16 protein-coding genes are annotated in these 22,216 nt (G+C 42.0%); 9 read left to right on the top strand and 7 right to left on the bottom strand.

Features of this window, described 5'->3' with window-relative positions; genetic code table 11:
* The gene (locus JKG61_RS00060; protein ID WP_202100957.1) at positions 1-1,506 is read left to right on the top strand and encodes an NAD(P)H-hydrate dehydratase; all 1,506 of its coding nucleotides are present in this window, start codon (positions 1-3) and stop codon (positions 1,504-1,506) included.
* A 4-nt stretch (positions 1,507-1,510) separates the two neighbouring features.
* Here the strand turns inward: JKG61_RS00060 and JKG61_RS00065 are convergent, their stop codons facing one another.
* A complete protein-coding gene (locus tag JKG61_RS00065) occupies positions 1,511-2,038 on the bottom strand; it encodes a GNAT family N-acetyltransferase (protein WP_202100958.1) in 528 nt (175 codons plus the stop codon).
* A gap of 157 nt (positions 2,039-2,195) precedes the next feature.
* On the opposite strand from JKG61_RS00065, the gene JKG61_RS00070 reads away from it, so the two are divergent.
* Positions 2,196-4,850 carry a DUF5916 domain-containing protein gene (locus JKG61_RS00070; RefSeq protein ID WP_202100959.1) on the top strand — a complete coding sequence of 885 codons (2,655 nt, stop codon included), beginning with the start codon at positions 2,196-2,198 and terminating at the stop codon, positions 4,848-4,850.
* A gap of 12 nt (positions 4,851-4,862) precedes the next feature.
* Here the strand turns inward: JKG61_RS00070 and map are convergent, their stop codons facing one another.
* Together map and JKG61_RS00080 are read right to left on the bottom strand one after the other, a co-directional pair.
* Positions 4,863-5,627 (bottom strand): type I methionyl aminopeptidase, encoded by a 765-nt coding sequence (gene map / locus JKG61_RS00075; protein ID WP_202100960.1) that lies wholly within the window; start codon positions 5,625-5,627, stop codon positions 4,863-4,865.
* Positions 5,628-5,713: 86 nt separating this feature from the next.
* The gene (locus tag JKG61_RS00080; RefSeq protein WP_202100961.1) at positions 5,714-6,955 is read right to left on the bottom strand and encodes a pyridoxal phosphate-dependent decarboxylase family protein; all 1,242 of its coding nucleotides are present in this window, start codon (positions 6,953-6,955) and stop codon (positions 5,714-5,716) included.
* A gap of 317 nt (positions 6,956-7,272) precedes the next feature.
* Here JKG61_RS00080 and JKG61_RS00085 point away from each other — a divergent pair, with 317 nt between their 5' ends.
* A complete protein-coding gene (locus tag JKG61_RS00085) occupies positions 7,273-8,538 on the top strand; it encodes an MFS transporter (RefSeq protein WP_202100962.1) in 1,266 nt (421 codons plus the stop codon).
* Positions 8,539-8,602: 64 nt separating this feature from the next.
* On the opposite strand, the gene JKG61_RS00090 is transcribed toward JKG61_RS00085, so the two are convergent.
* On the bottom strand, positions 8,603-9,031 hold the full coding sequence (locus tag JKG61_RS00090) for a cold-shock protein (protein WP_202100963.1): 429 nt from the start codon (positions 9,029-9,031) through the stop codon (positions 8,603-8,605).
* 463 nt (positions 9,032-9,494) lie between these two features.
* Between JKG61_RS00090 and JKG61_RS00095 the strand changes: the two genes are divergently transcribed.
* From JKG61_RS00095 to JKG61_RS00105, 3 genes are all read left to right on the top strand, one after another.
* On the top strand, positions 9,495-10,718 hold the full coding sequence (locus JKG61_RS00095; protein ID WP_202100964.1) for an exo-beta-N-acetylmuramidase NamZ family protein: 1,224 nt from the start codon (positions 9,495-9,497) through the stop codon (positions 10,716-10,718).
* A gap of 16 nt (positions 10,719-10,734) precedes the next feature.
* Entirely contained in the window at positions 10,735-12,039 is a 1,305-nt protein-coding gene (locus JKG61_RS00100; RefSeq protein WP_202100965.1) for a cryptochrome/photolyase family protein, read from the top strand.
* A gap of 273 nt (positions 12,040-12,312) precedes the next feature.
* Positions 12,313-13,611: a DUF389 domain-containing protein gene (locus JKG61_RS00105; protein WP_202100966.1), complete on the top strand. Its 1,299-nt coding sequence runs from the start codon at positions 12,313-12,315 to the stop codon at positions 13,609-13,611.
* 72 nt (positions 13,612-13,683) lie between these two features.
* On the opposite strand, the gene nhaA is transcribed toward JKG61_RS00105, so the two are convergent.
* The 3 genes from nhaA to JKG61_RS00120 all read right to left on the bottom strand — a co-directional run bounded on the left by nhaA (position 13,684) and on the right by JKG61_RS00120 (position 16,667).
* Positions 13,684-14,856, bottom strand: a complete 1,173-nt coding sequence (gene nhaA, locus JKG61_RS00110) for a Na+/H+ antiporter NhaA (RefSeq protein ID WP_202100967.1) — start codon at positions 14,854-14,856, stop codon at positions 13,684-13,686.
* Between the two features lie 301 nt (positions 14,857-15,157).
* The gene (rclC, locus tag JKG61_RS00115; protein WP_202100968.1) at positions 15,158-15,745 is read right to left on the bottom strand and encodes a reactive chlorine resistance membrane protein RclC; all 588 of its coding nucleotides are present in this window, start codon (positions 15,743-15,745) and stop codon (positions 15,158-15,160) included.
* A gap of 76 nt (positions 15,746-15,821) precedes the next feature.
* Positions 15,822-16,667 (bottom strand): helix-turn-helix domain-containing protein, encoded by an 846-nt coding sequence (locus tag JKG61_RS00120; protein ID WP_202100969.1) that lies wholly within the window; start codon positions 16,665-16,667, stop codon positions 15,822-15,824.
* A 175-nt stretch (positions 16,668-16,842) separates the two neighbouring features.
* Here JKG61_RS00120 and JKG61_RS00125 point away from each other — a divergent pair, with 175 nt between their 5' ends.
* From JKG61_RS00125 to JKG61_RS00135, 3 genes are all read left to right on the top strand, one after another.
* Positions 16,843-17,406 (top strand): RNA polymerase sigma factor, encoded by a 564-nt coding sequence (locus JKG61_RS00125; protein ID WP_202100970.1) that lies wholly within the window; start codon positions 16,843-16,845, stop codon positions 17,404-17,406.
* 74 nt (positions 17,407-17,480) lie between these two features.
* On the top strand, positions 17,481-18,677 hold the full coding sequence (locus JKG61_RS00130; RefSeq protein ID WP_202100971.1) for a FecR family protein: 1,197 nt from the start codon (positions 17,481-17,483) through the stop codon (positions 18,675-18,677).
* A 59-nt stretch (positions 18,678-18,736) separates the two neighbouring features.
* Entirely contained in the window at positions 18,737-22,207 is a 3,471-nt protein-coding gene (locus JKG61_RS00135) for a SusC/RagA family TonB-linked outer membrane protein (protein ID WP_202100972.1), read from the top strand.
* Positions 22,208-22,216: the final 9 nt, after the last annotated feature.

The raw sequence follows: 22,216 nt of genomic DNA on the forward strand, positions 1-22,216 counted from the left end.
ATGACAAAAATCTTTACAGCAGAGCAGATGGCTTGGGTGGATGGGGAGACGGCTAAACAGCAGTGTGTTTCCAGTTTTCAGCTGATGGAGCGTGCAGCAGGTGTGCTCTTATCGGCATTGGAAAGCAGGTATGTTTTGTCGAAGGAGCGTTTTGTGGTTGTTTGCGGAAAAGGGAACAATGGTGGAGATGGGCTGGTGCTGGCGCAATATCTAAGGCAGCGACAGGCCAAGGTAAGCCTGTATCTTCTAGACGCTACATCCTATTCGCAAGATAATAAAGATGCCCAAAAGCGAAATCCTGTTTCATTGATACAAAAGTTTGCGCCTGAAGATCAGCTAGACATACCAGACGATGCCATAATCCTGGACTGTCTATTTGGTTATGGAATGCAACGTGGACTGGATGATTCCTGGCATAATATCGTTGGGCAAATAAATAACTCGGGCTGTAAGGTCATCGCGGTAGATATGCCTTCTGGACTGTCGTCCGACGGTCCTACACCGATAGGTTGCCCGGTGGTGTATGCGCATGAGGTATTGACTTTTCAGAGTCCAAAGCTGGCGCTACTGATGCCGGATAACCAATCTTTTTTTGAGGGATTTGAGGTATTGGATATCGGTCTGACCGAGGAGGCAATGGCTCGCGTGACATCGGATAGTATCTATGTGACGAAGGAGGATATACAGCCATTCTATAAAAGGCGTAAGAAATTTGGACATAAAGGGGTGTTTGGTCATGTGCTGCTTATGGGGGGGAGCTATGGTAAAATCGGAGCTGTACAGCTGGCGTCGAAAGCAGCGCTACGCTCGGGGTGCGGATTATTGTCATCGTATGTGCCGCGCTGTGGGTACAGCATACTGCAGACGGCTGTGCCGGAGGCCATGTTGATTACAGATGAGCAGGAGAACCTGATATCTTCTTTTCCCGATATAGCTCCTTACCAAGCTATGGGATTGGGTGTAGGTATGGGGACGGAGGAAAAGACAAAAACGGCTTTCCGTGAATTTCTGACTGCCGCGCCGTCGATTCCAATGGTACTGGATGCTGATGCGCTGAATGTATTGGCACAAGAATCCGACCTGTTGGCATCGATTCCCCTGCGGAGTATCCTGACACCGCATCCCAAGGAATTGAAACGGATTATAGGAGATTGGAATGATGATTGGCATAAGATAGAAAAAACAAGGTTGTTGGCCAGTCAATATAACCTGTGCGTCTTGATTAAAGGGGCTAATAGTGCGATTGTCTTACCGGATGGACGGGTTTATTTTAACAGTACAGGTAATGTGGGGATGGCGACGGGAGGGAGTGGTGATGCACTGACGGGTATTTTGACGGCCTTGCTGGGGCAGGGATATTCGACAAAGGAAGCTGCGGTCATGGGGGTATACCTACATGGAAGGGCTGCGGATATAGCGGTAGCAGAAACAGGTGTTTATAGTCTTTTACCTTCGGATATAATTCGGTCTCTACCTCAGGCATTTTTGGAGTTAGAAAAGGAATAATAGATTATCCCATAAATTCTTTTGGATAGATGACCTGACCACTATGTCCCCTCAGTGCATCTTCCTGTAGTTCTAGGATCATGCAGTTCTTCTCGGGCACATCAAAAGGTAAACTGACATTGTAGTCTTTGGCCATTTTATAGCCTAGCCTTGGGTAATAGTCTTCATGGCCTAATACTACTACGGAACCAAATCCTAGATTTCGGGCTGTCTCGTGAGCATAATTTATCAAACGACTACCTATTCCTTTTCGCTGATGGGATGGGCTTACGGCTACCGGTGCTAATGCTAGAGCGGAGACCCCTTCAGCTAATGGGGTTACAATGCGGATTCTGGTCAATAGAATATAGCCGACAATCTGATGGTTAAGTTCGGCAACTAAGGAAAGCTCAGGGATAAATGCAGTTGAGCCTTGGAGTCGTTGTACGAGAAGATGTTCTCTATGGTCACTATGAGTTTCTTCTTTAAATGCCTCCTGCAGAAGAATGGATATGGCCTGATAATCGTTGTTGTTTGCCTGTCTGATATGCATAGGAGCTAAGATAGGATATAATATTTGGAGATGGCCGAAAAATCAGTGTAGTAGTAATAATAATCAAAATTAATTGCATATCATTCTCCGGATGCAAAGTATTTTAGTTAAGTTTGGTGTATCGTAATCTCAACCTAATCAAAACGATAAACCATTCATGAAGTATTATTGTTCCTTGCTCTGCTGTCTCTTATGCTCTTTTTTAAGTCGCGCACAACATAATGAAAGAAAGGAGGTGGTCTCTTTTGAAGATGCCTACAAACGCGTTTATACCATTACTAAGCTAGGTGAAGGCGAGCGCCCACGTATCGATGGTAAGTTGGAAGAAAGCTTATGGCAGGAAAAAGGAGAATGGTCTGAGAAATTCTCGCAGGTCATTCCGTTTGAGCGTGCATATACCGGTTCATGGACCAAAGTAAAGCTTTTTTATGATGACGTGAATATCTATATCGGTGTGTATTGTAAGGATGTACATCCAGAGACGATGAATGCTTTTATTGGAAATAGAGATGATAATAGCAATGGCGATCTGATCAGTATTGCTTTTGACACGTATCACGACTATAGGGTAGCATCGGAGTTTAATCTTAATCTAGGAGGAAATAAGACGGATCTAACGGTAACGGATAAGCTGTCGGTAAACCTGAGCTGGAATGCGGTGTGGGAAGGGCAGACCCATATCAATAAGACGGACTCGTGCTGGACGGCCGAATTGCGTATTCCTTTTAGCCAACTGCGTTATAACCAGGAGAATGAAGATGGAAAATGGGGACTACATGTACGCCGCATCATCCGTCGCAATAATGAGGTACAGAACTGGAGTCTAATACCGATAAAAAACAATGGGCATGTTTTTTCCTTTGGTGAGATGCATGGTATGACCGATCTGCCAAAACCTAAAGGGATCGAATTTTTGCCTTATGCTATGGCAAAATTTAGTAAAGAACCTAAAATTTCGGGTAGCCCATTCCAGAACGGGAGTAGCTGGGGGCGTAATGTGGGGTTGGATGCTAAAATTGCTTTGAGTGATTTTACGATGGATCTGACTGTCAATCCGGATTATGGGCAGGTGGAATTGGACCCATCAGTGATGAATCTGTCTGCTTATGAAATTTTCTATGATGAGAAGCGCCCCTTTTTTTTAGAAGGTAAGCATATTCTTGAGTTTGATAATAATGAGGGGGGGATGATGTTTTACTCCAGACGGGTCGGGGCGATGCCTTCTTATCAGCCGAAAGGAATCGATAATGTAGATCATTATGCGAGTACAGCGAATCCTATTCCTATTCTTGGGGCGCTAAAACTGACCGGGACCAATAAAAATGGTGTGACGGTGGGACTCTTGGAGAGTATTACAGCACAGACCTCGTCTCAGGTCATGCGGAATGGTGTGCAAGACCGTGAGATCACCGAGCCATTGACCAATTATACCGTGGCGCGTGTACAGAAAAACTGGGAAGGAAATACCTTATTAGGAGGTATGCTGACCTCGGTCAATCGAAATCTTAGGGCGGATCACCTAAAAGACGCATTGATCGAGAATGCTTTTGCTGCAGGTATTGATTTTACGCAGTATTTTGCCAATCGACTCTATTATATCGATGCAAAGGGGATGTTCAGTACCTTGCACGGCTCCTCATCGGCAATTTTGAATACCAAACAGAATGCTGCACATTATTATCAGCGGGAGTCTGGACAGTCTTATCTGGATCTCCGTCCGGAACAGACCACACTACAAGGAAGTAGCGGTTATGTCAAAGCAGGTAAGAAGGGGAATGCACAATGGAATTTTTCCCAAACATTCAGTTGGGCTTCGCCAGGATTTGACCTGAATGACGTCGGTTATATGAAACAGGCCGATTATAAGTCCAATGAATCGGAGGTGGTGTTTCGTAAGACTGATCCATGGGGTCCTTTCCGTTTTGCGGGGATCAACCTGACGCAAAAAAACGTGTGGAACTATGGAGGAAAGGCTGTCAATAATGATTTTGCAGTCCGCTGGCGTAGCTTGAGTATCAAGCGCCGCGTGGAGATGGATATTAAAGAAACTTTTAACTGGAACACCATAGATAGCAGGAGGCTCCGAGGGGGACCGGATATGCGCTATAACACGAATCTGGAAACTAATGCGATGGTCAGTACAGATAGGGCAAAGCCTATCATGTTTAAAATGGAGTATAACGGACGTTATTATTGGGATGAATCTACGGCGTATAACACCGTACATCCGAGTATGGTGGTTCGTCTTGGGAATCATCTCCGTATGGCAGGACAATTTAATTATGCTTGGAATAAGGATAATCTGCAATATGTCAGTACGGTGAAAACTGATGGTGCTAATGCCTATATTCTGGGACGTATGGATCAGAAAACATACGGAGTGACACTTAATCTGCAGCTTAATGTAACGCCGGATATTTCGATTCAATATTACGGTTCGCCATTTACCTCGACGGCGGTGTACGATAGATTTAAACTAGGGAAAGATATGGATGCCAGAAAATATGGAGATCGGTTCACGAGGTTTGCATCGGATGGAATACAATTGGTCGATGGAAACTATATTGCGAAAGAGGGAAAACAAGATTATGCCTTCAAAAATCCAGATTTCAGCTTTAATGAGTTTCGTTCAAACCTGGTGGCACGTTGGGAATATCTGCCGGGCTCTACCATATATATCGTATGGGAACACAATCAATCCCGGAATGATATGATATACCAGCCAGGCTGGGGAAATAACCTGGACCGGATGTTTGGATTGCCCGCGACCAATACTTTTATGATGAAAGTCAATTATTGGTTCTCGCTATAGCCAGGTCTGTATTTAGTTAAGTACTTCGTTGGCTGCTGTAAGGATCATGGGTTTTGTATCTGTCACCACGATAGTATGTTCGTGCTGTGCCATAAATCCTCCTTTGTTGCCGACCATTGTCCATCCATCGCTCAGTTCTACTGCATAGGTAGAGTCTGTCGCGATAAATGTCTCGATCGCTACTACGCTGTTTTTGCGGAACCGTCTTTGATCATATTTGTTGCGGTGGTTGAGCAGTTCGTCCGGTTCTTCGTGAAGGCTTTTGCCGATACCGTGGCCTCCAAGATTTTTGATAACTTTGAAACCGCGCTTTTTGGCTTCAGTTTCCATCAGATGCCCAATGTCTGCGATCTTGATACCTCCTTTGATGTTGTCGATAGTCTTGCGCAGGATTTCTTTGGATGCTTCCACCAATTTTTGATGCTGGTGGATATCGTTACCTAATATGAAAGAACCTCCATTGTCAGCCCAGTAACCGTTGAGCTCGGCAGATACATCAATATTGATCAAATCACCTTCTTGTAGAATGCGTGCTTCGGACGGGATACCATGACAGAATTCATTGCCTACACTGATACAGGTCCAGCCCGGAAAACCATAGGTAAGATGTGGAGCTGAATGCGCTCCCAAATCTGTTAGTAGTTTAGCGCCATAGTCATCCAGTTCTTTGGTGCTCATTCCTGGCTGTGCATATTTTGTCATTTCGCGTAAGGCATAAGCTACGGCTTCGCCCACTTGCTGCATACCTATTAAGTCGGATTCTGTACCTATTGACATAACGTATCGAATTGATGTATATGCAAAATTACAAAAAAAGGTCGCTATTCTATGCTTAGCGACCTTTTTGTATCATTTGTTGTTTATTAATCGGAACTTTTGACCGCTGCGAGCCTTTCTGTAAATTGTTTTAAGACATCGATCTGTACGTGATCCATTACAACAATCTTGTACCATTGGCAACTGTCGCCGTGGGAATCGGGTACGAGTCCAAACTCTTGTGCTAGTTCTCCCGGCATGTCTGATGCACGGATGGTAATAATATTCATCTGTGGATGCCTGAAATATCGAACCCCCAGTTGATCAAGATCAGCGCAGCATACACTTGTCCGGTATAGTAGGGTGTTTAATTTTTCTAACCAACCATGAGGACCATAGGTCTGGAGGATCATCCATACGGCGATAGCATTGGCACCGGACCGGCTACCACTGAGGGTAATATCCATACCGTTGACATATTTAGCTTCTTTGGTAAGGACATGTTGTATTAATCCTTTTCTGGATAAAAACACACCGGTTCCATAAGGAGCCTGTAGCATCTTATGGGCATCAAGGGTAACGGATGAAACGTTAGGGTTGTCAAAGCCTATATTGTTGTGACGCTGTACGATAGGATAGATAAATCCACCAAAAGCTGCGTCCATGTGTATTTTGAAAATAAAGCCGTGTTTGGTCAGCACGTTCGCATATTCATCCGGGTTGTCTACGCTACCAAACATGGTTGTACCTACATTGGAAATGACAATCGCGTATTTTTTGCCATATTGTTTGGCTTGGTCAATAAGGTTTTCGAGTTCGTCAGCAATAATGACCCTGTTATCCATGTGGACGGGGATAGGCAGATAATCGATCTGAAGTAAATTAGAAGCTTTGTGTACCGAATAATGGGTATCTTCGGAAGCTATTATTATTATCTCCTCCAGACGGGCATCATACTCCTGAATAAAAAGATTACGGTACATCCAGCAGGCTTGGATATTAGCCTCGGTGCCACCGGTCGCAATATAACCGTCGCAGGCGTTGCTTTTTGCTTTCAATATATCTTCACCCAGTATTTTGATAACTTCGCGCTCTATCTCTTGCGTTCCTGCAAAATAGGGTTCAGAATCTCCCAATGTATGACACCCGATATGGTTGGGGTTCTGAACGATAGATTGAAGAAAGGGAGCTTCTTTCAAAAAGGTGGCCTGGTCGTAGAATACCTGGCTATCTAATTTGGATCCCGGTACACCTAAGGTAATTATTTTTTGATAGTCTATGTTCTTGGAGAGCGCATCGCTAATGTGCTGTCTTTGTTCTTCAAAATTAATCTTTTTCCAGTATTGCATGTTGTTGTTTAGCTTTATCTTCCATTCCTAAGGCTATAACTTTTAATCCCAATGGAAGGTACATGGTCAGGGGTATAACCCTAAGGACAAAAATAGGATATCTGTTTGATTTTGTTGGCTATGGGCTATGGTTTCCGAATATTTTGTAGAAAAAAGGATATTCTGGTACGATGTTCTGATATTATTTCGGTATTTACATTTAAAGATCTGTTTTTTCATTTTCTGTCATAATATTGGGTAAATACACCGCTGTACGGAGATTTTCGTACTTTTGGGCAGATAAGCGATTTTTTTGAAGTATTAATTAGAAATAGCCAATGAATATATTACGCGTATATACCGATTCTTTTAAAGGATTATCTAAAGAAGCGTGGATGCTCTCTATTGTGATGTTGATCAATCGGACAGGATCTATGGTAATACCTTTTTTAGGTGTATATATGACAGGGCATCTAAACTTTAATATTACACATACTGGTATCGTGTTGAGCTTTTATGGCATTGGTTCTGTGATCGGCTCTTGGTTAGGTGGATTTTTTACGGATCGATTTGGAGAGTACAGGGTGCAGAGTCTTAGCTTGTTTTTGAGTGCTCCGCTGTTTATTATGATTCCCCTATTCCCGACGGTAGAAGGGATGGCGGGGATTATCTTGCTGCAGAGTATTATCAGTGAAACTTTTAGACCGGCCAACTCGGTGGCAATTACTAAGTATGCGAAACCTCAGAACCTGACAAGAGCATTTTCGCTGAATAGGATGGCGGTTAATCTGGGGTTTTCGATAGGCCCTGCTTTAGGAGGGATTCTATCGGCCATTTCTTATGAGTTCCTGTTTGCGATCAATACAACCGGAGCGCTGATAGCTGGGATTGTATATGTTAAATTCTTTAGAAAAAGACATAAATTGTTTCAGGCTAAGGTACAGGAACGACAGAAGCATCTTGAAGAACTTACTGCAAACACGAAAGAAAAAGGGAAGTCTCCTTATCGGGATGTACCGTTTCTTATCTTCTGTTTTTTCTGTACGATCTTTTCGATCTGTTTTTTTCAGTTTTTCAATACTATTCCTATTTTCTACAAAGAGGTAGCCAAAATGGATCAGGCAACAATCGGGTATGTGCTGGGCTATAGTGGGTTTATTATTGTGTTGTTGGAGATGCTAGTCGTTAATTTTGCAGACAAGTATCTATCCATAGCAAAGACGATACTGTATGGTGCTTTGTTGTGTGCCGTGGCTTACGCAATTCTAGCATTGGATCACCATTTCTCGATCTTGATATTGTCGATTACTTTGTTAAGTGTCAGTGAGATACTGGTGCTTCCATTTATGTCTACTATCACGGCACTTCGTTCAGGAAAACAAAACCAAGGTGCTTACATGGGATTGAACGGAATGAGTTTTTCGTTTTCCTTTATAATTACCCCATTATTAGGAACGCAGATTGTTTATCAGCTGGGGTTTGATATGTTGTGGCTGGGGACGGGGAGTATATTGGCTTTTTCGGCAATAGCGTTGTATTTTGTCATTCGTTGGATGTTACCACAGGATAAACACACACAGGCCGAAGGAGTGGGTGGACATTAAAAAAAAGGTTGCCTGTTTTTATCTCGGGCAACCTTCCTAAATATGAATAAATTATGAACAAAAATTAGATCAGTTCTACTTCTGAAATCTGATTGCCTTGTTTGGTTCTGATGTATTTGTATTTAACCTGTTGATTCAACGATAAGGTTTTACCTGCTAGTTTGTCATTAAAATAGACTGTGTCGCGGGATTGATTATCCCGGATAAAACCATAGTTTCCGGTATCGTTGTAATAGGATACCTTACCGTAAAGAAACTCGTCCTCATCCTCAACAGGACGATGAAGATCTTCTTCTTTGAACTTGTAAACCTGTGTAGGAGGGGTATCCGAAATGTTACCGAATTCATCCACATAAGCAAACATTTCTTCCAACGACTTACCTTTGTTGTTGTTGGATTTATTGATTTCTCTTCTTTCTTGCTTTTCTTGTTTCTTCTGTTGTTTTTTCTTAGCGCGTTCTTTTTTGTTGAATGTAAGTTGACTTTTAGCCATTTAATAGAATTAAAGATTAAATATAATAATGAAAGGTGTATGTTCTTAAGTAGCAGCGGACTTGGCTCAAGGATAAGAAATAGAGGCCTTTTGTGATAATGCCCAAATATACGAATATTTTTTGATAATAACGAATGTGCGTAGTCCCCTGAATATGGTATGTCTGTCATTTGTAAATGCATGGTATGCTGCCTGTTGTCTCTTTGGTAGTCCTAAGGGATAGCTATAAATCAACTGCATTCATCTAAAATGGTTTAACGGAACATCCTTATATTATCTTATTTTTTTTTATTTTAGAAATAATTTTTATCGTAATCCTCTGTTTATGAAATATCCATGTAGCAGAACTGCACAAACACCAATGACCGTGAAGCAGCATGCTCACTAATTGCAACTAATCGTGCATAATATACTTTGGATCCGCCAGTTGGCGGATGGCAGATGAAAATCAAATTAAATACATATGAATATTGGAATAAAGTTTTTTTTTAGCTTTCTGGTGTTGTTATCAAGTGTGTGGATCTTGAAAGCACAGCCGGCATTGGACTATTGTAATGACCGGATTAGGACCGGCGCCGAACAAACTGAGCGCTATGTACCCTATCTTAAAGGAAAGCGGGTCGCTATTTTGGGGAATCCCTCTACGATTGTGGGAAATAAACATTTGGTGGATAGTTTATTAACCTTAGGGGTGAACATTGTTAAGATATTTGGACCTGAACATGGTTTTAGAGGTAATGCGAGTAATGGCACTGAGGTGCATGATGAGGTGGATGCCCAAACCAACATCCCGATTATTTCACTGTATGGAAATAGAAAAAAACCTTCTGCAAAGGATCTGTCTGATGTGGATATTTTTATTTTCGATGTGCAGGATATGGGGGTTCGGTTTTATACTAATATCAATACATTACGCGATATTATGGAGGCCTGTGCCGAACAGGGAAAGGAAATGTTGATTCTGGATCGGCCCAATCCTAATGCGTATCTTATCGATGGACCGATATTGGATATGAAACATAAGTCGGGTATAGGACAGTTCCCGGTGCCTATAGCACACGGTATGACGACAGCCGAATTTGCACAGATGATCAACGGTGAAGGATGGATGACATCGACGACGAAGTGTAAACTCAAAATTATACCTGTAGAAAACTATGCTCATCACATGCTGTATAAGTTGCCGGTAAGCCCTTCTCCAAATCTAAATACGGAACAAAGTATATTGCTCTATCCAAGTACCTGTCTGTTTGAAGGTGTCAAGGTCAATCACGGTCGAGGGACGGATTATCCTTTCACTATCATCGGAAGTCCTGCCTACAAAGGGATTTACGATTTTTCTTTTACGCCAGTAAGTAAAAAGGGAATGAGCGAGAGACCGCTTTTTATGAATGAGGTATGTTATGGACTGGATTTAAGAACTTATGATGTAGGGGAGTTAGTAAGGAGCAAAAAGCTGAATCTTTCGTGGATTATAGAGCTGTACCAAAAATCTCCTGAAAAAGATAAGTTTTTTGACCGGAGTTTTTCGGACCAGATCGGCAAGTTTGAGAATCTGTCGGGTGTCGATGATCTTCGCCAACAGATTGAGAGAGGTGCTAGCGAAAGGGAAATACGAGCTAGCTGGGCAAAAGGACTGACCGACTATAAGAAGATGCGCGCCAAATATGTCATCTACGAAGACTAGGTAGCGAGGTATTAATATGGATGTAAATAAAGCAAGGGTAAGTATCTTTTGGTTTCGTCGGGATCTGAGGTTGAATGATAATCACGCTCTATCTCAGGCCTTAAAAAGTGGGGAGGAGGTACTTCCTGTTTTTATATTTGATACCGATATTCTGAAGAAGCTACCCGATTCTTATGATCGACGCGTAGATTATATCCATCGGGCATTGATCAGGCTGAAACAGGAACTGCTGGTGTTTGGTACGGATCTAAGGATTTATGTCGGAAAGCCGTTGGCTGTATTTGAGAAGCTTCAATCGGATTATCAGGTTACGACCGTTTTTTGTAATACGGATTATGAACCCGATGCGATAAAACGGGATGAACTTATTAAGAATTGGGCCGATGGCGCAGGAATAGGCTTTCGATCGTTCAAGGATCAGGTCATATTCGAAAAGTCGGATGTGCTGAAAAAAGATGGATCACCTTATACCGTCTTTACGCCCTACAGTAGGGTATGGAAAGCTAAGCTGACGACGGAGAGTCTGCTTCCTTTTGAAATGGATGCCGAAAGGTTCAAAAAACTTCCATTCGAAGAAATACCAACTTTGGAAGATATCGGTTTTCAGCAGACGGATCTGACCTTTGTAAAACCAGTTTTGGACGAAGGTGCTGTTAGGGAGTATGATAAGTTTAGGGATTTTCCTGCCTTGGATAGTACAACGAGGTTAGGCGTAGCCCTTCGTTTTGGAACGATATCTATACGGGAGTGTGTTTCCTTAGCGCTAAAGTGTAATGAAACATGGTTGAATGAGTTGATCTGGCGAGAGTTTTTTATGCAGATTTTATTTCACTTTCCTGATTCTCAAACAAAATGTTTTAAATCGGCTTATGAAGGAATAGCCTGGCGTAATAACGAAAAGGAGTTTGAGGCTTGGTGTAATGGAGAGACGGGATACGCGTTGGTGGATGCAGGGATGCGTGAGCTCAATGAAACGGGATTTATGCATAACCGGGTACGGATGGTTGTAGCGAGTTTTCTCACTAAACACCTATTGATTGACTGGAGATGGGGAGAGGCCTATTTTGCTGAAAAATTATTGGATTATGATTGCAGCGCTAACGTGGGTAACTGGCAATGGGCTGCGGGCTGTGGTTGTGATGCAGCTCTTTATTTCCGTGTTTTTAATCCCGAAGAGCAATTACGCAAATTTGATAAAGAATTGATCTATGTGAAACGCTGGAATCCGGAGTTTGAATCGAAAGCAATGAATCGGATTGTAGAACATGCTTTCGCAAGGGACAGGGCACTACATACGTATAAAAATGGATTAGGGAAATAGGTTGCAAGATAACGGTTTTGACCAAAAGAAAAAGGTTTTCAAACGGGGAGAATGAAAACCTTTTATAACCAATTATAAACCTAAATTATGATACTACAAAGGTAGTGTATTGTTTACACATATGCAAATATATTTTACAATAACGTTTTAGCAGTAGTTGTAAATATGCTATTTGCGGTGTATATAGTCGGGTGAAATATGGTGTCGCGTACAAACTTTTTTGCCTTTTCGTATGTTTTTTAAGGGCAAATAGCTTAATTATATTTTTATTGAATGAATAAGGTTTACGAATTTTTTAATCTACACCAAGGTGAAGATTCCAAAGAAAAGGTGTTAGATAATGTATTGTCCAATATCTCCTTCCGTGGGGCCAATCTATGGATTCTGGCCTGTGCTATAGTGGTGGCCTCTGTAGGACTTAATGTCAATTCTACTGCGGTGATTATCGGTGCTATGTTAATTTCGCCATTGATGGGTCCGATTGTGGGGGCGGGGTTTGCCTTAGGTACCTATGATTTTGACCTGTTGAAAAAGTCGCTGAAGAACTTGCTGATCGCTACTTTGGTCAGTTTGTTGGTGTCTTTTATCTATTTTCTTTTGAGTCCCTTTAAAGAGACACAGTCAGAGCTTTTGGCAAGAACCTCCCCTAATATATACGATGTGCTGATCGCTTTTTTTGGAGGCTTGGTCGGCGTGATAGCCATTACGAGGGTCGAAAAAGGAAATCCTATTCCTGGGGTAGCGATCGCTACAGCGTTGATGCCTCCCTTATGTACGGCAGGATACGGTTTAGCAATCGGCAATATAAGTTATTTTGCAGGAGCGTTGTATCTCTATACCATCAATTGTTTCTTTATCTGCATCTCGACATTTTTGATTGTCAAGCTGTTGAAGTATCCTAAGGTTAAATTTGTCGATGCCGATAAAGAAAAAAGGATTACGCGTACAGTATCTTTCCTGATCGTGGTGATGTTGGTACCCAGCTCTTATCTGGCTTATGCCTTATTGCAGGAGAAAAAATACTCGCAGAATGTAGAATTATTTGTCAAAAATGAGTTTGTAGACAAGGGGTATACGCTGATTTATGAGAAGATCAGTTTTAATAGCCGACCCAAGAAAGTAGAACTGGCATTTTTGGATAAGCGGTTTTCAAATGTCGAGCTCGCCCAGATAAATGACCGATTGGAAGCCTACAGAATAAACGATACGGAGCTGCACATACGGCAGGACAGTACAGACCTGAAGCAAGATATCCTGCAGGAGATCAATAGACAATCTTATAATGTGTCCGAGAAGGATTTTACTATTCAGAATTTGAGAAAGCAGCTATCCGGATATACATTTGAGGATAAGCAATTGATAAAGGAGATTACTATTCTATTTCCTGATCTGGTACCTTTTTCGATTGGGAAGCAATTGGTAGTGGTCGATCAAGATAGTAGTTATCATGAAAATGTATTGCTTTACAGTGCAAATAAGGACCTGGAAACTGCTTCTTTGACAACGTTAGAGAATTGGTTGAAAACAAAACTGGGATCGGATAAGGTGAAAGTGGCACGTGTCAATAGGTAATGGAGTATATAATCAGAGCGGGGTTTTCTAAAAAGCTTTTAGAAAACCCCGCTCTGATATAATCCCCATAGATTAGTTGGGGTATGTTTTGTTAGAACGCAAGGCTAGGTATCCAATGATTCCGGCTAATAGAGACGTAACCAAGATGGAAAGTTTTGCCTCGGATATATGTAAGGGGTCTCCAAAAGAAAGAATGGCTATGAAAATAGACATCGTAAATCCGATACCTGCCAAAAGCCCCACTCCTAATATATGACGCCAGGTTGCGCTTTCGGGAAGGCTGCTTATTTTTAACTTGGTACATAAAAACGATGTTAATAGTATACCGACCGGCTTACCTAACAATAAGCCTAGGGAAATTCCTAATCCTAAAGAGGAGGTGAGCCCAGCAACCATTTCATGCTCTAGCGTGATGTTGGTGTTGGCAAAGGCAAATAGTGGAATGATGAGAAAATTGACTGGCTTTGTAAGTGCGTGTTCAAGTCGTTCTAATGGTGATTCTACATCAGTATCATTGGTCGGGATAGTCATTGCAACCAATACACCTGCAATCGTAGCATGGATGCCGGAGTGGTGTACAAAATACCAAATAAATACTCCAGGAATGAGGTAAAGGTAGGGGTTGAGCACATTCATTCTATTCATGATTAGGAGGATAACCAAGCCTATGGCCGCATATAGCAAATAGGTGGTCTCGATACCGGAAGAATAGAAAAACGCAATCACTAAAATTGCAATGAGGTCATCAACAATGGCGAGGGCGGCTAGAAAGATCTTAAGGCTACTGGGGATACGATTTCCTAATAAGTTGATAACAGCTAGAGCGAATGCTATATCGGTAGCCATAGGTATACCCCAACCGGATGCCGTCTCTTGACCCGCATTAAAACTAAGGTATACAAGGGCAGGAACAATAGCTCCTCCTATGGCACATAGGATAGGTAAAGAAGCTTTCTGTGGTGATGATAGCTCTCCTTCGACGATCTCACGCTTGATCTCTAAGCCTACCAAAAGAAAGAATATGGCCATCAAACCATCATTGACCCAGAGTAGAACAGGATACCGTAGGTGGATACTTTCATTTTCAAACCCCAAAGGGTGATCGAGTATATTTTGCAGTGGGACGGCAAAATCGGTGTTGGCTAAAACCATGGACAGGATCACACAGATAAACAGGAGGATACCGCCCGCATTGCTCGATTGAAAAAAATCTTTGAAAACATTTAAATTGATAAGTTTTGTCATCGCTTACTATAAAATTAAAATATGAATCCCTCCCGGGGTTTTAAATTATGTTTGGCAATGGCATATTTTTATACACGTATCTAAATCTACACTTTAAAATAGCCGTTGAAAAAGGCTTATCCAGTTTGAAAAAATACATAAAGTACCCGCTCCTTTTTAGTAGCTGATAACAGCTTTTGTGTGTGATTGCTGGATATGCACGGCTAAAATAGGGAAAACAGAAAGGTGGGAATAGAATTATTGCATAGATTGTATCTATTAAAGTTGTGAGTAGTTATTTGTTTTTCTTTTTTTTATGGGTTTAACTATTGTTAAGGGGGGGTACTAGGCGTTGTGCGGCATCTGATGCGACAATCAGACCGGCAGCAAGCATGATAATATCTTTAAGTACTAAACGTCCTGCTCCGGAGAGGTAGGGAAAACCGTAGTGGGGGGTAGCAAAGTCTCCGCCGAGATTGGGCACATAGACCTCGGGCGTAGTGATAAGAAAGGATAAAGTGACTAAAGACATTCCGAAGGTCAGTAAACCTCCGATAAGACCGAGCCTGGCAGACCATATACCTGCAAGGGTGAGAATGCCGATCAATACAATGACCGTCCCTAATCCATATGAAAATAGATAAGTACCATTAGAGATATGCCAATCTATGTTTTTTTGTACGGTCTTGCCTTCTGGATTCTTATAGCTTTGGTATTCTGGCGCTGGATGTTTATAAAAGAAACTCATGAAGGGACTGTTGGCTACGAAAGGGACGATACCGTCGGCTTCATAAGGAAAAGCTTTAAGTCCGCCTATCCAGGCCATCACGATGAATATGCTGATGCGGATAAAGTGGATAAAGTTTCGTTGTGCATTTGCCAAGAACTGTAAAAGAGGTTGTCTTTCCATTGTAATATCTTTTGTATACACAAAAGTACAAGGAGGGAATATGCTGTAAAATGGACAAAAGCGGTTATTCCGTAGACTATTTTGCCACAATGGAGATCCCTACCTGCTCGCGGTATTGTGAGGGTGATATTCCGACATGTTTTTTGAAATACCGACTGAAATAGTGCTCATCGTGAAAGTGAAGTTGTTCTGCAATCTCTTTGATAGGTAGGTAAGTGAGATGTAGCATTTTTTTTGCTTCTAATATAGTGCGTTCCTGGATTAGGGTAGAAGGCGGTTTTCCAAGTTGTTGTTTAATTTTTTTACTAAATCTATCGACACTTAAATGGGCTTGATCAGCATAATAAACGACGGTCTTTTGCTGACGGAATGCGCGCTCGAGCTCTCGTTGGAACTGATATGCTAGGGTATTATCCTGAAGTTCGAGTGGTAGAAAATCTTTCATGATCGATTTCTTCTCCTTGCTACAGAGTGCGAGAATGAGCTGAAGATAAGCTTTGATAATAGCGTCCGAATGTTGGTATATAGGTTTAATCTCGTTCTCTATCTTAAGAAAAATTTCTTCGATCTGATGGAATAGAGGGAGCGGGACAGTAACATAGGGCTGTACGTAGATGTTGTTGAATAATATCCCGTTGCAGGCGACTTCTTTTTTGTGGTATTCGATACAGTAGTAATCGCCATGGAAGCGGAGTCGTTGTGTCTGAACAGTAATATCTCCTGTAAACGATAGGTGCTGGTAGGGAGAGAGAAAGAGGATGGACTGCGGTGGAATCACGTAGGGTATGAAGTCTATCTGCACGATAGCCTCTTGATCGAAAAGGAGGATCTGATAAAGAGAGGACTGATACACAAAGGGTGCGGCTTTGGTATGGAGTGTGCCCACTGTTATACTCTTTTGTAAGTTATCTATATCTTGCATATGGGTGAGGGGTATCGGTTGAAAGTGGAAAAATAAGAATAATCTGTGAATAATGTGCCGTTCCGTAAATATGTGTGGATAGGGAGCTTGATTGTATTTTGAGAATAAATATATACTTTTGTTGCTCCATTTTAATTTTTTTGAATCTTTCAAAATAATAAAATGTCAGTTTGGTATGGATAGGATACTTTCGGATTTAGAGCTGGTCAATGGTCTCCGCAACGGAGATACATCGTCTTACACTGAGATTTATGAGCGATATAGTGGTCCATTATATTTGTTTGTGCTCAAAAGATGGGAAGATAGGGATGGTGCCAAGGATCTGGTACATGACTTCTTCCTGAAGCTGTGGGAAAAAAGGGAAGTACTCGAAATATCCAGTAATCTTACTGCATACTTATATACGGCGATTCGTCATGCGATGCTCAATCAGATCAGTCGTGAAAAGGTGAAGACGAGATATATTGATTCTTTTTTGTCCTTCTTAGATACTGTGGAACCCAAAGGGACAGATTATCTGATGCGTGAAAGGGAAATGCAAAAAATCATTGAGCGGGAGATAGATGGACTTCATCCAAGAATGCGCGAAGTGTTCGAGCTCAGCCGTAAGGAAAATCTATCCCGTAAGGAAATAGCGGAAACATTGGGCATCTCGGAAGAGACTGTAAAGAATCATATGCATAAGGCTTTAAAAACTCTAAAGCGGAATCTAGGTGTACTTTTCATCTATTTATTTTAAAAGAAATAAAAAAGTAAAGATTTCAATAACCCTTTGGTTCGGGTAAACTGTCCTTAGTATGATTGAACCAAAATATGAAGTTGGATAATAATAATCTAGAAGAATTACTACAGAAATACCAGAACGGAAGTATTAGCAAAGAAGAATTGCTATTGCTCGAGGAATGGTTAGTCCTAGGGCCTGTTCAAAAGCATGCCATTACGGAACTGGAGGTGCTTGATGATCTCCGTGAGATCCGTTCTCGATTGAGTGAAAAAGGACTGTTACAAGTGAGAAAACGTCGTTATGTCGGTCTCCAAAGCTTTTATAGAACAGTCGCTGCTGCAGCTGTTTTAGTCTGTGTCTTGGGTAGTCTGTATCTATGGCAGCGTGACAATAACACTGCTAATCCTGTGCAGGATGTTGCAAATATTACTGTTGTTCAGGAAGGGGAGGAAAAAGCAGTATTGGTTTTGGGTAACGGTGACCAAATCGTACTGGATGGCAATATGAATATAAAGGGGGGACAGGAAATTGGAAAAGGTATTAGAAAGACTGGAGAAGGGTGGGTGAGTTATTCTTCTATGGCAGAAACCTTTTTGGCAGAACAGGCTCCTACCTATCACACATTGATCGTTCCTAAGCGGAGCAAATATGGGGTGGTGTTAGAAGATGGAACGAAGGTTTGGCTTAATGCAGGCTCTTCCCTACGTTTCCCCGATCGATTCGTGGGAGGAAAACGAGAGGTCGAACTGGATGGTGAAGCTTATTTTGAGGTACAGTCCCGACAGTTGACCAGTATGCATGGGGGAGGCTACGAACCTTTTCTGGTAAAGACCAAATCACAGCAAATACAGGTATTGGGTACGCAATTTAATGTCTCTGCGTATAAAGAAGATGCGGATGTACTATCGACGCTAATAGAAGGAAAAGTCGAAGTTATGGCAACACTAACCGGAATCAAACAGCTTTTGAAACCAAACCAACAGAGTGCTGTCGGGCCTGACGGGAAGATAAAGATTAAGGAAGTGGATGCTTCCGAAATAAAGGCTTGGATGGATGGCTCGTTTGTCTTTGCCAATGAAAACCTAGAGACGATACTAAGACGGATATCCCGCTGGTATGATGTGGAGATAGAGGTGGCTCCGGAATTAGATACGAAGCGTATTCATTTGAATGGCTCAGTTGACAAATTTGCTAAGCTCAAAGACCTCTTGGATGTACTCGAAATGACGAGGGCTGTACGGTTTGAGATTAAAGGGTCACGCCTTTTGGTCAAGAAAGCGGGGTAATATAGATATGTAATCACAATAATAACTATACAATTATCAATCACTAAATTTTACTTTTTATGAAGAGACTTTACCTGGCCTTGTCGGTAGGGCTGGCTTGTTCTGTGGCGCACGCGCAGCAAGTCAAGCTGTCAAAAAGCGAAATCACCGTCAGTCAGTTTTTTAAGGATGTTAAGAAACAGACGGGAATGAATGTGCTCTGGCAGTCGGAGCAGATGAATGAAAATCAGCTACTACAGTTCAAAAACACAAGTGGAGATCTTGCTGTATTTTTGAAACAATTGGGGGCTTCGGCTAATCTGGGATACAGCATTAATAATAATACGATCGTTATCCATCCCCATGATGTTGTAAAAACAGAACCAAAACAAGAGCGGTACGCACTTGTGGGAATAGTAAGAGACAAAGACTCTGGTCTGCCATTGGATAAAGCATCGGTTACGATAGGAAAAGAGACCGTAACCAGCGATGAAAGGGGGCGCTTTCATTTTAAAAGTCTGAAGCATGGTATGTACGATTTACTGGCGAAACATATTGCAATGAAGCCCTATGTGAGATCGATTAGTTACACGGGAAACCCATTGGATATGTCGATCGATATGGAAGGGACAAATCAATATATCGATGAGGTGGTGATGACGGGATATCAGTCGGTAAAAAGAGAGAATATGTCGGGGGCAGCCGTGACATTAACAGAGAAGGATTTTGCGGAAAAAGGTTTTACATCGATGGATCAGGCTTTGAAAGGTACCGTTGCAGGGCTTTCAGCGATGAACATCTCCGGTAAGCCAGGGGCAGCAGCACAATTGCGCATCCGTGGATTGAACTCGCTAACAGGTGATATGAATCCTATTTGGATTGTGGATGGTATGCCGATGCAGGGGGATATGCCCAATTTAGGATTGGGAGGGGCCGATTTGCAGAATTCTATCGCCACTTCAGGTATTGGTAATATTCCTATCGATGATATCGAAAGTATTACGATCTTAAAAGATGCTGCTGCGACAGCGATATATGGTTCGCGCGCCGCCAATGGGGTGATTGTCGTTAAAACAAAAAGGGGAAGATCGGGCAGCAGTTATCTGAATGTGAGCTCATCTATCAGTATCGACGAAGCGCCGAAGAGTAAATTGCATATGATGACAGGGGCGCAAAAAGTAGATTTTGAGATCGGACTCTATAATGACTTTCCTCATCTCAAGAATGATGGAAGGGTATTCCGTTATCTAGACGCTATCGAAAGAGGGAAAATGACGTCCGCAGAAGGTTTGGCGCGTATCGAAGAGTTGCGTCAGATCAATACCAATTGGTATGATGAGGTATTTAGAACCGGATTTACACAGAATAATAGTGTAAGCCTATCGTCAGGTACTGATAAAACACAGTTCTATACCTCGCTGAATTATCTGACACAACAGGGGGTCTTAGAGAATAATGTCTACAAACGTTACGGAGCCTCAATCAAAATAACACATGACTTTAACAGTAAATTACGTGTCTTTTTTGATTTGATAAACGCGAATAAAAATGACCGCAATACAGCTTCTATAGTGGATCCTCTAAAGTATGCCACATTTGCCAATCCTTATGAACGTCCTTATAATGCCGATGGCAGTTATGCCTATGACTATTCGTATTTTCCTGATCTAAGTGTTATCAAGGAAGGGTATCGCTATGACTTCAATATATTGGAGGAGATGCGGAATAATACCTCACATAGTAAGTATAACAGCACGCAGGCCAATGTCAAACTGGAATACCGCATGCTTGATTACCTAACTTTCTACACACAGGGGACCTATGCGGTGAATAATAATGTAGGAGATCGTATGTATGCTGCAGGATCTTATACCTCTAAAGCAGAGGCATGGCTCAACTCGCTGTACCAAGAGAAGGAGATTGCTGATTATCTGAATAACGGATCACTACGGGAGAACTCCGCACGATCACTGGCTTATACCTGGCGTAATCAATTTGATTTTGCAAATACCTGGAATCAAAAGCACTTTGTAACGGCGGCATTGGGGCAAGAGATTTCGGATGATCGCAGTAACTCATTTTATTACTACTCACCTGAGTTTGACGAACAGTATGGTTTAGTGGGCTTTCCTGACCTCCAAGGCGCAGGTGCGGATAAATTACGCCTTATATCTTTATTCGGGCGTAGTGAACAGCAGAAAAGATCGGCTTCATTTTATGGAACGGCTACCTATACCTATGATAGGAAATATGTCCTGAGCGGTAGTTACAGAATGGATGGTGTCGATATCATCGGAACAGGCAATAGGTTTACACCCTTGTGGAATGCCAGTTTTAGGTACAATATGTCTCGAGAAGATTTTATGAAACGGTTCGATTTTATCAGTTCGCTTTCTTTTAGAGGTTCTTACGGTTTTACGGGAAGTATAGACCGCAATGCCTATCCGTTTATTATCTTAAAGAATAATAGTACATCGTATCGTTACGAAGGGGAGAAGGTGCCTAATTCTATCACTCCCGCTAATCCCACGATAAAATGGCAACGTAAGCAGGACCGTAGTCTGGGAATGGAATTTGCCTTGTTTGATCACCGTATCAACGGAGAGGTCAACTATTATAATAATGTGACCTCGGATCTGTTGGATAATATGAAAGTAGCTATTTCTTCAGGTAGGGATTATGTACGCGCTAATGTGGCCAGTCTACGAAATAGTGGTTGGGAATTCTCTATAAACAGTGTTAATATTGATCAGGGGAGATTCAGATGGTCAACAAATTTCAATCTGGCTATTAACAAAAATAAGATTATTGATACGTATAATAAGTCAATCACAGACCTGCCTATCATGTCAAATAATGATTCTCAGAAAACATTCTTGCAGGGATATAGTGCTGGCTCTTGGTATGGTTATGAATTCGCAGGGGTAGATCCTGCAACAGGTAACGCATTGGCCTATATCAGTGCGAGAGATGCGAATGGACAACCTGTAGGACATCCGGATGGGAAAGGAAATTATTACATTGACATGGACACCGAGTTTACGAATAGTGCGCTTCAATATCTGGGTCTGTCGTATCCTCCGACGAGTGGCGGATTCGGAACTTCCTTTTCCTATGGTCGATTGAGTTTGTCTACGCACTTCACTTTTATGAGTGGGCATCTTATACGTTCCTTTGCATCTAACATGGGGACACCATTTGGTGCGGCGCGTTATAATCTTCCTGCTGATGAGCAATTCCGTTGGAGACAGGTGGGGGATGTGACTCACGTGCCTTCGTACAACCTAAGGTCAAGGTCGGCCATTAGCAGTTATCTGTTTTCTTCGAAGCTGGAAAAAGGAGCCTATCTAAAAATGAATAATGTCTCGTTGAGCTATGCGCTAGATCCGAAACTGGCCTCGCGCATGGGGATGCGTAGTCTTAAGTTTGTAGGCAATATCCAAAATTTATTTACGGCAACGAAGTACCGTGGTATCGATCCGGAGACGATGGGTGCATTTGGTTATCCAAGTGCTAAGCAATTTAACCTTAATATAAATGTTGGTTTTTAAATAGTTGAG

It is taken from the genome of Sphingobacterium faecale, from assembly GCF_016746095.1.
Taxonomy (GTDB): domain Bacteria; phylum Bacteroidota; class Bacteroidia; order Sphingobacteriales; family Sphingobacteriaceae; genus Sphingobacterium; species Sphingobacterium faecale.